At 47.4% G+C, this 14,481-nt stretch carries 8 protein-coding genes; 6 read left to right on the top strand and 2 right to left on the bottom strand.

The window, feature by feature from the left end; all coding sequences use genetic code 11:
• Positions 1–4: 4 nt before the first annotated feature.
• Together TH63_RS08905 and TH63_RS08900 are read right to left on the bottom strand one after the other, a co-directional pair.
• Complete coding sequence (locus TH63_RS08905) at positions 5–1,546, bottom strand: alpha-amylase family glycosyl hydrolase (RefSeq protein WP_048920642.1); 1,542 nt, start codon at positions 1,544–1,546, stop codon at positions 5–7.
• Positions 1,547–1,879: 333 nt separating this feature from the next.
• On the bottom strand, positions 1,880–2,926 hold the full coding sequence (locus TH63_RS08900) for a LacI family DNA-binding transcriptional regulator (protein ID WP_048920641.1): 1,047 nt from the start codon (positions 2,924–2,926) through the stop codon (positions 1,880–1,882).
• A gap of 350 nt (positions 2,927–3,276) precedes the next feature.
• Here TH63_RS08900 and TH63_RS08895 point away from each other — a divergent pair, with 350 nt between their 5' ends.
• The 6 genes from TH63_RS08895 to TH63_RS08870 all read left to right on the top strand — a co-directional run bounded on the left by TH63_RS08895 (position 3,277) and on the right by TH63_RS08870 (position 14,441).
• On the top strand, positions 3,277–6,297 hold the full coding sequence (locus TH63_RS08895) for a SusC/RagA family TonB-linked outer membrane protein (protein WP_082161606.1): 3,021 nt from the start codon (positions 3,277–3,279) through the stop codon (positions 6,295–6,297).
• A gap of 24 nt (positions 6,298–6,321) precedes the next feature.
• Positions 6,322–7,905: a RagB/SusD family nutrient uptake outer membrane protein gene (locus tag TH63_RS08890; RefSeq protein ID WP_048920640.1), complete on the top strand. Its 1,584-nt coding sequence runs from the start codon at positions 6,322–6,324 to the stop codon at positions 7,903–7,905.
• A 30-nt stretch (positions 7,906–7,935) separates the two neighbouring features.
• Positions 7,936–8,958 carry a SusE domain-containing protein gene (locus TH63_RS08885; RefSeq protein ID WP_048920639.1) on the top strand — a complete coding sequence of 341 codons (1,023 nt, stop codon included), beginning with the start codon at positions 7,936–7,938 and terminating at the stop codon, positions 8,956–8,958.
• 339 nt (positions 8,959–9,297) lie between these two features.
• On the top strand, positions 9,298–11,886 hold the full coding sequence (locus tag TH63_RS08880) for an alpha-amylase family glycosyl hydrolase (protein ID WP_048920638.1): 2,589 nt from the start codon (positions 9,298–9,300) through the stop codon (positions 11,884–11,886).
• Positions 11,887–11,985: 99 nt separating this feature from the next.
• A complete protein-coding gene (locus TH63_RS08875; protein WP_048920637.1) occupies positions 11,986–13,548 on the top strand; it encodes an alpha-amylase family glycosyl hydrolase in 1,563 nt (520 codons plus the stop codon).
• Positions 13,549–13,778: 230 nt separating this feature from the next.
• A complete protein-coding gene (locus TH63_RS08870; RefSeq protein WP_048920636.1) occupies positions 13,779–14,441 on the top strand; it encodes a GDSL-type esterase/lipase family protein in 663 nt (220 codons plus the stop codon).
• Positions 14,442–14,481: the final 40 nt, after the last annotated feature.

Below are 14,481 nucleotides of genomic sequence, written 5' to 3'. Positions count from 1 at the left end.
GCTCTTATTTCTCTTCCAGCACCACTGAGCCATAGCCCGGCAACACTACCTGGTCTTTCTGCCAGATGATTTTCTGGGAAGCGAAAAGCAGCTTGGTTTTCCTCTTTTTTAACCCCGGAATAGCAACAGTAACTTCTTTGTCTGAGGTATTGTGTACGACTACCAGCCGCTGGGTAGGGGAGATTCGCCGGAAAGCAGATACCTGCGACAAGGGCAATATAATGGGTTTCAAAACACCAGAATGCAAGGCCTCATTTTTCTCCCGAAGACTGATCAAGGTTTTGTAATGATGCCACAGGGAGCTTTGGTCTTTTTGCTGCTCCTGTAGGGGCTTTAGGGTTTCCTGGGTATTGTATTTAGGCGAGATCCAGCGGGTGCGGTCTGGGGAATGGAGGCTATCAGCCCACAGGAAAGGCTCCCTGATATACTCGTCGGGTTTCATGCCGGTCATGCCCAATTCTTCGCCGTAGTACAGAAAAGGGGAGCCGGGCAGGGTCAAGAGCAAAGCGGCTGCTACTTTGGCTTTGCCTGTGTTTCCGGCTACCTCACTCATGATCCGGTTTTGGTCATGGTTGGTCAAAAATGTGGCGTCCACAAAGGCAGGATCAACGGTTTGGTAGAGATTCTGAATGCGTTTATGCAGTGGGGCCAGGCCGGCGGCGTCCCCGGTTTGGAGGGCCTTTACCAGCGCGAAACTCAGGTCAAAGTTAAACACGGAATGGAGCCCCTGTTGCAGGTACGGCGCCACCTGGGAGTCTGGGGCCCATACTTCGCCCACCGTGAAAAAGCCCGGTTTCACCTTGTCCAGTTCCCTTCTAAACTCCCGCCACCAGGCATGGTTTTTAGCCGCCTCGGCATCTGGGTACACGTGCCGCACGGCGTCTAACCTGAAACCGTCTATTCCCACTTCCTTCAGCCAGAACCTGCCGGCCTCAATCATCTCGGCACGTACCTTGGGGTTGTCATAGTTGAGGTCGGGCATGCCGTGCCAGAAGAAGCCGTAGTATTTCTGACCACCCAAAATCTTTCCCGACGCGTCTTTAGGGCTGTACCAATGTTCCTGGCCCCTTACTTTGGCGCTGTCCTGCCAGACATAATAGTCACGATAGGGGCTATTAGGGTCTTTCATGGCTGCCTGAAACCAGGGGTGCAAAGAACTGCTGTGGTTGGGCACCATGTCCAGGATCACCTTGATATCCCGGGCATGGGCCTCTTTCACAAACTGCTTGAAATCTGCCATGGTGCCATACTCGGGGTCAATGTCTTTGTAATCCACCACGTCATATTTGTGGTAAGAAGGGGCGGGGCTGATGGGCATAAGCCAGACCCCTTTCACACCCAGCTCCTGCAGGTAATCCAGTCTTCTGGTCATGCCTTTGATATCGCCTATGCCGTCCCCGTTAGAATCGGCGAAAGCCCGTACAAAGATCTCATACGTCACGCCCTTGTGCCAGTGAGCCGGAATAGGGCCCTTTTGAGAGAAAGAAGAGAGTGGAAGGCTACAGAGCGCAGAGGAAAGGAGGGCCAGCAAGATTTTTTTCATCATCTTAAAGCGTAGTGGTGTAAATCATAGACTTACCGGAAAGCCTGTTTTGAGCCTGTTTTTAGGAAAACAGGCTCAAAACGCTTTGATAATTTTTTTAGCCTGACCGATTCTCAAAGAATGGCCCAACAAATTATATGACGAGGTAGTGAAGCAAACTTCCATAGGCAGAAGTCGCAGCGTTATAATGATCTTTAAGGACCTTTAAAGGCGCAGGTAATTAGGTACAAATGCGAGATTTGCCCGGCAATAGGCTCGTCCTGGTTTGGGGCATTTTTCAGGAAAACAGCTAATAAACGGTTTGCTCCAGGAAAAATAACCAATCGGTATTGGCGCTTAAGCCATCACAGTCATTACCGAAGATTCCCTGACGATCAATACCGGATCCAGAATAATCTTCTTGGGTTCTGTGACTAGCTCTGTCTCCTCAGTGCCGGCTGCTTTTTTGGCCATGGCTTCTAAGAATAAGGTAAAGGCCTCTTCGCCCATGCGCGCCGGCTGCTGGTCAATGGTAGAAAGGCTTGGGGTTACGTATGGGCTGAAGGACTCGTTACCGAAACCGATCATGCCTATTTCCCCGGGCATTTTTATGCCCTCCTGTTTAAAATACTGTAGGGCGCCCAGGGCCGTGAAATCTTCCACCGCAAAAATGGCGTCCATTCCCTTGTTTCTGGAAAGAAGGCGCTCAGCGCTGAAGCGGCCAGATTCAATGGAGTTCCTTCCATATTGGATCAGGTCTTCGTCTACTTCCATGTTATTCATCTTGAGGGCATCAACGTACCCGCACAAGCGGTCATTGAAGATCTTGATGTGCTGGGGCCCTGATATGTGCGCAATCTGGGTGTACCCTTGCTGAATCAAATGTTCGGTGGCCATAAAGGCTCCTTTATAGTCATCTACCACCACTGACGGCGCTCCCAACTCATCTTTGGTCCGGTCAAACAGTACCAGCGGCACCTTGCGCTTTTTCACGTAATAGAAGTGGTCCAGGTTGGGGGTGTCTTTGGCAATGGACGCAATGATTCCGTCCACGCTGGTCTGCAGGAGCGTCTCCACACCTTCCACCTCGTACTCGCCGGTCTCATTAGATTGGAACAGCAAAATATTATACCCGTTGGCACGCGCCACCTTCTCTATCCCGTGCACTACCGCGCCAAAGAAACCTATGTCTGAGCTGGGTATAAGGATACCAATAATATTGGTTCTACCAGACCGCAGTGAACTGGCCAGCCGGTTTTGGCGGTAGTTCAGATTCTGGGCCGTCTCCTTGATCAATTTTTTGGTGGCCGCACTGATGGAGGGGTGGTCATTTAAAGCTTTGGAAACGGTAGAGGGGCTGGTATTAAGCTCTTTTGCGATATCATGAATGGTGGTTCTACTCATGTTGTGTTATCGATTTCGTAAAAATAGGGGAAAGGCTTTAATAGGAAAGCCCACCTTGGGAAGACAACTATTGCAAAGCTAATTAAACATATGTTAAAATGACGGACTTTAAAATCTATAATTTCAACAAAACTTCAGTTTTTGTACCTAATTTTGGGAAAACGTTAAAAAAATAAATTTTTTTGGAGGTGCATCTATTTGAAATGCTGAGAAAAGTTGGTAAATCGGTAAGGAAATCGATTTCCAAAGGCATGGTAAAATTGTAAAACCTTGACTATGAGAATCTTGTTCTTTTACTAGTTTATTCACTTTAGCCAAAAAAATCATTACCTACCTTAAATCCTTTATACATGACAAACTTATTACCTAAAAATCAGCTGAACTCAAACAGTTGGGGTTCACTACGGCAACGCGGGAAAGTTTCTTCCCTGTTGGTGCTGGTGGTGGCCTTTCTGGCATTGAGCATGGGCCAAGTATTCGCGCAGCAAAGAACCATTACGGGTACCGTCTCAGACGCAACCGGCCCTATGGTAGGCGTGAGTGTGGTGGTGAAAGGCACTTCTACCGGCGCTTCCACTGACCTTAATGGCCGTTACTCTATTCCCGTAACCGGAACTGCCGCAACCCTGCAGTTTACTTTTATTGGTTATGTGACCCAGGAAATACCGGTGGGCTCACAGTCTACTATTAATGTAACCCTGGCGCAAGATGCCAGAGCGTTAGATGAAGTAGTGGTGATTGGTTATGGTACCCAACGGAAAGGCGATGTATCAGGAGCCTTGTCTTCTGTAAGCTCTAAAGATTTCCAGCGTGGTAACGTGACTACTCCAGAGCAATTGATCACGGGTAAAGTGGCAGGGGTTCAGATTACCTCTAATGGTGGTCAGCCAGGCTCAGGAAGCACTATCCGTATTAGAGGCGGGGCTTCTTTGAATGCCAGCAATGATCCTTTGTTTGTAGTGGACGGCGTTCCTTTGACAGGATATGGCATTTCTGGTTCTACCAACCCATTGAGCTTGTTAAACCCGAATGATATTGAGTCTATGACCATTCTGAAAGATGCGTCTGCTACTGCCATCTATGGTTCACGCGCGTCTAACGGGGTGGTTTTGATCACTACCAAGAAAGGCCAAAGCGGCAAGCCAACCGTTAATTTCGGTTCCCAGTTCATTGTCTCTTCGGTAACAAAAAAAGTAGAGGTGTTGGATGCCAACCAGTTCCGGGCTTATGTGAACGAAAGAGGTACAGCTGCCCAAAAGTCTCTGCTGGGTACTGCCAACACAGACTGGCAGGATGAAATTTACCGTACAGCCACCGGTACAGATAATAACTTAAGCTTCTCTGGGTCATATAAAAATATGCCTTATAGAGTTTCTGCCGGTTATTTGAACCAGAATGGCGTTTTACGTACAGATAAATTTGAGCGTAAATCTGGTGCCATCAGCTTAACTCCTCAGTTCCTGGACAAGCACCTGAAAATAGACCTGAACCTAAAAGGATCTATCACCAATACCCGCTTTGCCAACCAAGGCGCTATTGGAGCAGCCGTTGCCTTTGACCCAACCCAACCTATAAGAACTGACAACCAGTTCGGAAACTACTTTGAGTGGGTAACCAAAGATGACCAGGGTAAAATTCTTTTAAACCCGAACGCTGCCAGAAACCCAGTGGCTTTACTTGACTTGCGTAATGACAAAAGTGAAGTGAGAAGAAGCTTTGGTAATGCACAGATTGACTATAGCTTCCATTTCCTGCCAGAACTGCATGCCAACTTAAATTTGGGGTATGATGTAGCCAAAGGCCAGGGCACCATATTCGTTCCGGCTCAAGCAGCACAAAGCTTTGCAGTGGGTGGGGTAAATAACAAGTACCTGCAGAACGTAGATAACAAGGTGTTGGAATTCTATTTCAACTACACCAAAGATCTGGAAGGTATCAGCAGCAATGTAAATGCTACTGCCGGTTACGGTTATTATAACAACCAAACCAAGAACTTCAATTACCCAAGCTTTAACGCCGCTGGTGAAATTCTGGAAGGAAGTGTACCAACCTATCCGTTTGACATTCCTGAGAACACTCTTATCTCTTATTATGGACGTTTGATCTATACCTTAAAAGATAAGTACACCTTAACTGGTACCGTTAGAACAGACGGATCTTCCAGATTCTCTCCAGATGTAAGATGGGGTGTATTCCCATCTGCCTCTTTTGCGTGGCAGGTGAATGAGGAAGAGTTCCTGAGATCTAAGGAAGCCCTTTCTGATTTGAAGCTTCGTCTTAGCTATGGTATCACTGGTCAGCAAGAAGGCATTTCCAACTATTCTTACCTGCCTGTTTATGGCTTAAGCCAGGAGGCCTCTCAGTACCAGTTAGGTAATAACTACTACCTGATGTATTCTCCTTCAGCGTATGATGCCAACATTAAGTGGGAGCAGACAGCTACCTCTAACTTGGGTATTGACTATGGTTTCTTCAATAACAGAATCAATGGTTCAATTGACATTTACAAGAAAAAGACCAAAGACCTGTTGAACGTGATCTCTATTCCGGTAGGATCTAACTTCAGCAACCAGATTCTGACCAACGTTGGTAACATTGAAAACAAAGGTTTAGAATTTAGCATTAACGGGGTAGCCGTTCAGAAAGAAGACGTTAACTGGACTTTAGGTTTAAACGTAACGGCTAATGAGAACAAAATCACCAACCTGACCGCTTCAGATGACCCTGACTTCCCGGGTAACTTAACTGGAGGTATCTCTGGAGCAACCGGCCAAAGTATTCAAATTAACTCTGTTAATTACCGCACTTACTCTTTCTACGTATACAAGCAAGTGTATGGCCAGGACGGCAAGCCTTTAGAAGGAGTGTATGCAGACCTGAACAATGACGGTATTATCAATCAAAAAGACCTTTACCGTTACAAAGCTCCTGCACCACAGGTAACCCTAGGATTTAATACTGCTGTTGACTACAAAAAGTGGAACTTAAGCACCATCATGCGTGCTTACCTGGGTAACTATATGTACAACAACATTAACGCTAACTTAGGTGTATCCAGAAACATTTTGAACCCTGCCGGATTCCTTGGAAACGGTACTACCAACCTGTTTGAGAGCAACTTCAATAACAACCAGTACCAATCTGATTATTACATTGAAAATGCTTCATTCCTGCGCATGGACAACTTGACTTTGGGTTACAACGCGGGTAGAGTTTTGGACAAAGCTGACCTTCGCCTGAGCCTGACTTGCCAGAACGTATTCACGGTTACCAAGTACTCTGGAGTAGACCCTGAGATCAACAGTGGTATTGATAACAACTTCTATTTGAGACCAAGAACCTTTGTGTTTGGGTTAAACCTTGGTTTCTAATTCTCCACCCTATTTATATTAGAGATGAAAAATATTTTTATAAAAGCAACGGGTATCACGGTCCTCTTTCTTGGCAGTCTTACGTCCTGCCATGATGACCTTGATTTAACCCCAACCAATGCCACCACTTCTACCATTGTGTATGGCACCCCGGAAGGGTATAAGCAAGTATTGGCGAAAGTTTATGGCGGCTATGCCTCTACCGGTAGCGGTGGCGCTGGTTCTTCTGACCTGGCCGGGATTGATGCTGGTACCTCTGACTTCCTTAGATTATTCTGGAACAGTCAGGAATTGACCACAGATGAGGCGCATGTGGTTTGGAATGACCCAGGTTTGCCAGATTTCCATAATCTGAGTTGGACATCCAGCAATGTGATGATTACGGGCTTGTACAACCGTATCTTCTTCCAGATCACCATGGCCAATGAATTTATTCGGGAGTCTACAGATGCCAAATTAAGCGAAAGAGGAATCTCTGGGGCTGATGCAGACAACATCAGAAAATACCGGGCCGAGGCACGTTTCATCAGAGCTTACCAATACTGGGTAGCCATGGACCTCTTCGGTAATACTCCTTTCATCACGGAGAATGACCCTATTGGAAAATACTTCCCGCCGCAGAAGTCGCGCGCAGAGTTGTTCAAATATGTAGAGTCTGAGCTTCTGGCTATTGAGTCTTCATTGGTGGCGCCAAAGCAAAATGAATACGGCAGAGCAGACCAGGCCGCTGCCTGGGCCCTTTTGGCCCGTGTTTACCTGAACGCCGGCGTGTATACTGGTACTCCTCGCTATACAGAGGCTATCACGTATGCTAGCAAAGTAATTGGGTCTGGCTATGCCTTGAAAAGCAACTACCGTCAGCTGTTCCTGGCAGACAATAACCTGAACAACCCTGAGACCATTTTATCTATCAATTATGATGGCGTAAGAACTCAGAACTGGGGTGGTACCACGTATTTGATCAATGCATCTATTAACGGAGACATGAATCCGGCGGCCTTTGGTGTTCCCAACGGTGGTTGGGGTGGTGTTCGTGCCACTAAGAACCTTCCTGCTTTATTTGCAGACAATAGCGGCAACACAGATAAGCGTGCCATGTTCTTTGGAAACAAGTATGAAATGGATGACCCTACTTCTTTTGCAGAAGGCCCAAAGGTTACCAAATTCAGAAACGTAACTTCTACCGGCGCAACAGCACCATCTGCTAACGGAACCTGGACTTCTACCGACTTCCCCTTGTTCAGATTAGGTGAAATGTACCTGGTATATGCTGAAGCTGTATTGCGTGGCGGTACCGGCGGAAGCACAGCTACTGCTTTAGGGTACATCAATGCATTAAGAACCAGAGCCTATGGAAATACCTCAGGGAATGTGACCAGTATTTCAACTGATTTTATTCTGGATGAAAGAGGACGTGAGCTTTACTGGGAAGGTTTCCGCCGTACAGACTTGATCCGTTACGGTAGATTTACTTCTGCTTCTTATTTATGGCCCTGGAAAGGTGGTGTGAAAGCTGGTAGAGGCGTGAGTGATACCTATAACTTGTTCCCAATCCCCGCCACTGATATCATTGCCAACAGAAACCTGACGCAGAACCCAGGTTATTAATGGATATCTAAAAATTTAAAGTAGAGAAATATGAAAACAACTTTAATAAAACATTTCAGCCTGCTAGGTTTGGTGTTATTCTTATTTTCTTCTTGTGAGAAAGATGAAGATAGAATTGTAGCCAACACAAATGGTACAGGTGCTGCCTTTACGTCTTCTTCTAATAACCTGATGTTAAGTAAAGCGAACCAGGATAAAGAAGCGGTTAAATTCACCTGGACTGAGGCAAATTTCGGATTTGATGCTGCCTTGACCAATACCATTCAGTTTGCTAAAGCGGGTACCAACTTTGCCAACGCCAAAGAAGTGGTAATACCAGGTGGTATAACTTCCAGAAGCTATTCTGTTTTAGATTTTAACGCCCTTCTTTTGTCTATGAGTTTGCCAACTGGTGCAAATTCTACAATTGAGACTCGCGTTAAGTCTGAAATCACAGGTTCTACCGCTTTTGCTCCGGTTTATTCCAACGTAGTGAGCATGACGGTGAATCCATATGCATTGATTTCTTATGTGTATGTACCTGGTGCTTACCAAGGCTGGAACCCGGCTACTGCTGACAGCTTAATTTCCCCAACCAGCAATGGTATCTATACAGGGATAATTAATTTCACGCCAGGTAACCTGATGTTCAAGATCACACCTGCTAAAAACTGGAATACCGCTTATGGTGATGCCGGTGGAGGAAATGTAAGTACTTCTGGTGGTGACATTGCTGCTCCAAGTGCTGGTATGTACCGTCTAACCCTTGACCTGAATGCCAATACCCTTGCCATGGCTAAATACAGCTGGGGTGTAATAGGTAGTGCCACTGCCGGTGGATGGAATTCTGATACCGATTTGACCTACAATAACGGTACTCAAACCTGGAGCCTGAACACTAATCTGGTGGCTGGTGAAATCAAGTTCCGCTTGAATGATGATTGGGGTACTAACTATGGTGGAAGCGGTGGAAACCTGGTACAAGGCGGTGATAATATTGCCATTAGCTCTGCAGGTAACTACAGAATCACCTTCAGCTTGGCTACCAACACCTATACGGTAACCAAACTCTAAGTTTACTACCCGGTTCATCATAGATCCTATTTAACTTGAATAAATAGGTGAACTTGAACGAACAGATTACAGGAGGTTATCTTATGAACTTTTCATGAGGTAACCTCCTTTTTTAATACCAGCCTTAAAGCGAAAGTGGGCTGCCAACCTAAAGCATTAGTGAAGAGACTTAACGTAAGGTGTGGTTGTGCATTCGCTTTGTTTTTAGGGTGTTTTAAGAAAAATATGCATTTTAAGCAAATAGGCTTTTTCCCCTCCAGCCAAAAGTCTTGTTATCAATTTCTGATTACGGGTATTTACCTCCTCTTTAATTTTTCCCTCGCTTACGTGTAGTCTATTATGAAATTCCTTTACGCATTTTCAATCCTGTGGCTGGTTACCATGGCCAACTCTTTTGCCCAACAGGTACAGCTCACTCTTCGGGTAGACATGAGCCAGCAGACGGTGTCTTCCAATGGCGTGCATGTGGCAGGAACGTTTCAATCTGAGGCAGGCTTTGGAAGTGACTGGAACCCGGCTTCTACGCTTCTGACAGATGCAGATAATGACCGCATTTATGAAGTGACCTTAACGGTTCCGGCAGGCGTCTACCAATACAAGTTCATCAACGGAAACAACTGGGCCGCGCAGCCAGAGCAGGTGCCGGCGGCTTGTGGCCAGGCAGACGGGGCCAGCAATGTAAACCGCGAAGTAGCGGTAGGAGCTTCTAATCTGCGCCTTCCGGTGGTAAGCTTTTCCTCGTGTAATACCCAATTGCTTTTCTCTGTAGACATGCGCCAGCAAACGGTGGCGGCCGGCGGAGTATACGTAACCGGCAATTTTCAGGCCTTGGCCGGGTATGGAACCGACTGGAGCCCAGCCTCGGTACCAATGGCTGACCCGGATGGGGATGGCATTTATACGGTCAACCTCTCTTTACCCGCCGGGGGTTTGTTTCAATATAAATTTATCAATGGCACTACCTGGACCGGGGCAGAAGTAGTACCAGATGCCTGTGGTCTGAATGACGGTAGCGGTAACTTCAACCGCACCGTGTCTGCGACGGCGGCCGTCAATACCGCTCCGGTGAACAAATTTGGGGCCTGCGGCACCGAGGGCGTTACAGTGCCTTCTATTGACTACAGTACCTATTGGTGGAATGACGCGGTGTTTTATGAGATCTTTGTCCGGAGTTTCTATGACAGCAACGGCGATGGCAAGGGAGATTTTAAAGGATTGATTCAAAAACTGGATTACCTCAATGATGGCGACCCCAATACCACTACAGATTTAGGCATTACCGGCATTTGGCTTATGCCTATGATGGAATCACCCAGTTACCATGGCTATGACGTAACCAACTACTACGCCACGGAACCTGATTACGGCACCATGGCCGAGTTTGAAGAGTTTCTAACGGCCGCGCATGCCCGGGGAATAAAAGTGATCATTGACTTTGTCATGAACCACTCGTCAGACCAGCACCCATGGTTCACGCAGGCCAGCGCCAGCACCACCAATACCTACCGGAACTGGTATGTTTGGTCAGATACCAATCCTGGTTTTCTGGGTCCCTGGGGGCAAGGGGTCTGGCACCAGAAAAACGGTAAGTATTACTACGGCATTTTCTACAGCGGCATGCCAGACCTTAACTGGAGCAATGCCCAACTGAAAAGTACCATGTGGGACGTTACCCGCTTCTGGCTGAACAAAGGCGTAGACGGTTACCGGATAGATGCCGTGAAATACCTGGATGAGGACGGAACTACTCTTGAAAATACCCCGGAGACTTTCCAGCTATTGCAGGAGTACAACCAGGTAGCCAAGGCCGCCAAACCAAACGCCTTTACCGTGGGCGAAGCCTGGTCTGCCACGCCTCAGGTGGTGCCGTATGTGCAGAATAAACGGTTAGATGTCTGCTTTGAATTTGACCTGGCCACAGCCATCATTAACTCTGTGAAAGGGAATAACCCGGCGGCTTTAAAAACCCAATTGAATACCGTGAACCGTCTGTACCCAAAATTGCAGTACGCCACCTTTCTCACCAACCATGACCATAACCGGGTGATGGATGAGTTAGGGGGCAATATGGGCCAAATGAAACAAGCCGCAGCGCTGTACCTTACCATGCCAGGTATTCCTTTCCTGTATTATGGCGAGGAAGTAGGCATGTCTGGCACGGGAGTAGATGAAGATAAACGGAAGCCCATGCAATGGACCCCGGCCAGCAACGGCGGGTTCACCACCGGTACACCATGGCGAGCCCTAAATGCCAATGTCACGCAACTTAATGTGCAATCCATGGCGGCCGACCAGGGCTCTTTATTGAACCACTACAAGAAATTAATTTGGGTAAGGAATGCCCAGCCTGCCTTGCGCAAGGGGTATTATCAGGAAATGTCAGTCGGGAATGCTTCTGTATTAGCGTACGCCCGTGTGCACGCGCAGGAAGCAGTGGTGGTGGTCACCAACTTCGGGGCTGATGCCCTCATAGCGCCTACCGTATCTTTACCCATTTCTACCCTACAGGCCGGCACCTATGCCATTACGGATCTTATGTCTGGGCAAGCAGTAGGAACGGTCATGCTAAATGAAAAGGGGAGCTTTACGACCTGGTCTATTGGGAATGCCTCCCTTGCCGCAGACCAGACCTGGGTTTGGAAACTGACTCCCTCAAACCTCACCGCGGTAAGCCAAATGTATGATGAGAAAATTTTTAAAGTGTACCCCAACCCGGCCTCTGGTTTGGTGCAGGTGGAAACTACCCAGCCGGTAGGACTGGTAAAGGCGTTAACGGTTTTTGATGCCGCCGGAAAATCTCACTTCGCCACAACTTTTAAAGGCCAGAAGTACCAGTTGAATATTGCCGGTTTGCCCAGCGGAATTTATTTTGTAAAGATTCAGACCGGAGCAACTAGTTCCATGCAACGTTTGGTAATAGCCCATTAAGTTACCACTCATTTTTTATCTGCTTTCCTTCTGGTAGAAGAGGGCCTTCGTTCCAAAATACCGGAAGGAAAGCAGAATCTAACCTAAACCTTTTTTCCTATGAAAAAACAAGTTATGCGCCAGCTATTCGCTTTTATGGTAAGTATGGTTACGCTGGTTTCTGGAGCTTCAGCCCAGAGCCAAAAGAACGTAAGCCAATGGCCCCGCGGCATCACCTATGAAATCTTTGTCCAGTCCTTCGCCGATTCTAATGGAGACGGAATAGGGGACATAAAAGGCATGACGGGCAAGCTGGATTATCTGAAAGACCTGGGCGTGGAGGCGGTGTGGCTCATGCCCATCAATCCGTCTCCATCTTACCACAAATATGACGTAACCGACTATTATGGCATTCACCCGGATTACGGCACGCTGGCAGATTTTAAAACTTTCCTGCAGGAAGCGCACAAGCGCAACATAAAAGTGGTCATGGACCTGGTAATCAACCATTCCTCCAATAAACATCCCTGGTTCCAGGAGGCCCTCAAAAATCCTAACAGCCCTTACCGCGAGTACTACGTCTGGACCCATAAGAGCGATCCACAATCTCAGCGCGAAGGTCGGCCCACCGGTGCAGACTCTGGTAATACCACGCATTGGCACAAGGTAGAGGGCAGCGACTATCTCTATTACGGTTATTTCTATGACGGCATGCCTGACCTGAATTTTGACAGCCCCAAGTTGCGTGATGAGATCTTCAAGATTGGCCGCTTTTGGTTAACCGAAATGGGCGTAGACGGCTTCCGGTTAGATGCAGCCCGCCATATTTTCCCGGACGAACGCCCCTATGACAACCACCGGTGGTGGGAGTATTTCCGGAGTGAAATGCTGAAGGCCAACAAAGATGCATACTTGGTAGGGGAGGTCTGGGCCGAAGCCAATGTGGTGGGCCCTTACCTGAAAGGCCTGCCCGCGCTCTTTAACTTTGACATGGGCTATGCTATTTCCAAGGCCGTTAACGAAGAAAAGGCGGGAGACCTGGTGGCTAACCATAAAAAGATCATCGCCTTTTACCAGGGGATCAACCCGCAGTTCATTGACGCCACCTTTTTGACCAACCATGACCAGAACCGCATCATGAGCGTGGTGAACGCAGACGTGAACAAAGCCAAAATGGCCGCCGCGCTGCTAATGACCTTGCCCGGTTCACCCTACTTGTATTATGGCGAAGAGATTGGCATGATGGGCAAAAAGCCCGATGAGCTCATCAGGGAGCCGTTTCTCTGGGACAACCAAGCTAAAGACAAGAGCCGCACTACCTGGCGCAAACCCCAGTACAGCACCGAACAAGCCGTAGCCCCGGTAACGACCCAGGTAAAAGAAAAGAACTCCATCCTTAACCATTATAAAAGCTTCATCAGGCTTAGAAACCAAAGCAAGGCCCTTACTTACGGGAGTGTGGAGCCGATTACCATTGACCAGCCTTCCATAAGTGCCTTCGTTCGCACCCATGAAAACCAGTCATTGCTGGTGTTGCACAATCTTTCCAAGGAGACAGTGACCCTTACCTTACCGGAAACAGCCACCGGCTACAGCAAAACCTATTTCAAAACCAAAGGCGCCAAAGCCAGCAAAGGCACCGTTACGCTGCCCGCCTATAGCAGCCTAGTGTTAGAGAAATAATCACCTAACCGGTATCCTGTTTCGGGGCTGTTTTTAGGAAAACAGCCCCGAAACAGAAAATTACATTCAAAGAAGCCTTTCCTTCACCTTGGGAATTTTTGCAATAATTTCTTCTCCGGAATGCACTTGTAAACATGATTTAAGAGGCAAACGGTGCTAGTGAAGTATTGAATCATTTTTAATTTCTGTTACTCACTACTTTTGGGGAAACAATTCATTTTCTTTGAACCATGAAAAAATTTCTCTTCCTCCTCTTGTTATTAGTGGTAGGCTTACATGAGGGCTGGGCACAGACTTCTCCTCCGTTCTGGGCAGATATCGTCTCCTTTAAAAAGCAGGATGCCATTGAGGCGCTACCTTCCAACCCAATTGTGTTTGTAGGGAGTTCTTCCTTTACCAGGTGGAATAACATTAAAGAAAGCTTTCCAGGGTATCCAGTGGTGAACAGAGGCTTTGGTGGATCTACCTTGGTAGATGTGATCAGGTACGCGTATGATGTCATTCTGCCCTACCAGCCCAAACAGGTTATTATTTACTGTGGTGAAAATGATCTGGCCTCTGCTGACAGTATTACGGCCGGGGAAACGGTGCGCCGGTTCAAGACGTTGTATGGCATGATCAGAACCAATCTACCTGACACCAGAATCAGTTTTGTGAGCATCAAGCCCAGCCCCAGCCGCGCCAATATTCAAGGTAAGGTGAAGGAAGCCAATCAGGACATCAAGCGCTTTCTTAAAAAGCAGAAGAACACAGATTTTATTGATGTCTATGACGCCATGCTGGATAAGCAAGGCAACATGCGCGAGGAACTATACGTGAAAGACCGCCTGCATATGCAACCCGAAGGATACGCCATCTGGCAGAAAATCATTGCGCCGTATCTGGTTAAATAACCGCACCTCCTTTATTGCCTGAACAATTCCTACAAGAAAT

Origin of the sequence: Rufibacter radiotolerans, assembly GCF_001078055.1 — a bacterium.
Taxonomy (GTDB): domain Bacteria; phylum Bacteroidota; class Bacteroidia; order Cytophagales; family Hymenobacteraceae; genus Nibribacter; species Nibribacter radiotolerans.
Note: the sequence above shows the minus strand (reverse complement) of the source record. Positions and strands in the feature narration are given on the sequence as shown.

Excerpts from the sequence above, each read along its gene's own strand:
- TH63_RS08905 (WP_048920642.1), bottom strand. The coding sequence starts at position 1,546 with ATGATGAAAAAAATCTTGCTGGCCCTCCTTTCCTCTGCGCTCTGTAGC.
- TH63_RS08900 (WP_048920641.1), bottom strand. The coding sequence starts at position 2,926 with ATGAGTAGAACCACCATTCATGATATCGCAAAAGAGCTTAATACCAGC.
- TH63_RS08895 (WP_082161606.1), top strand. The coding sequence starts at position 3,277 with ATGACAAACTTATTACCTAAAAATCAGCTGAACTCAAACAGTTGGGGT.
- TH63_RS08890 (WP_048920640.1), top strand. The coding sequence starts at position 6,322 with ATGAAAAATATTTTTATAAAAGCAACGGGTATCACGGTCCTCTTTCTT.
- TH63_RS08885 (WP_048920639.1), top strand. The coding sequence starts at position 7,936 with ATGAAAACAACTTTAATAAAACATTTCAGCCTGCTAGGTTTGGTGTTA.
- TH63_RS08880 (WP_048920638.1), top strand. The coding sequence starts at position 9,298 with ATGAAATTCCTTTACGCATTTTCAATCCTGTGGCTGGTTACCATGGCC.
- TH63_RS08875 (WP_048920637.1), top strand. The coding sequence starts at position 11,986 with ATGAAAAAACAAGTTATGCGCCAGCTATTCGCTTTTATGGTAAGTATG.
- TH63_RS08870 (WP_048920636.1), top strand. The coding sequence starts at position 13,779 with ATGAAAAAATTTCTCTTCCTCCTCTTGTTATTAGTGGTAGGCTTACAT.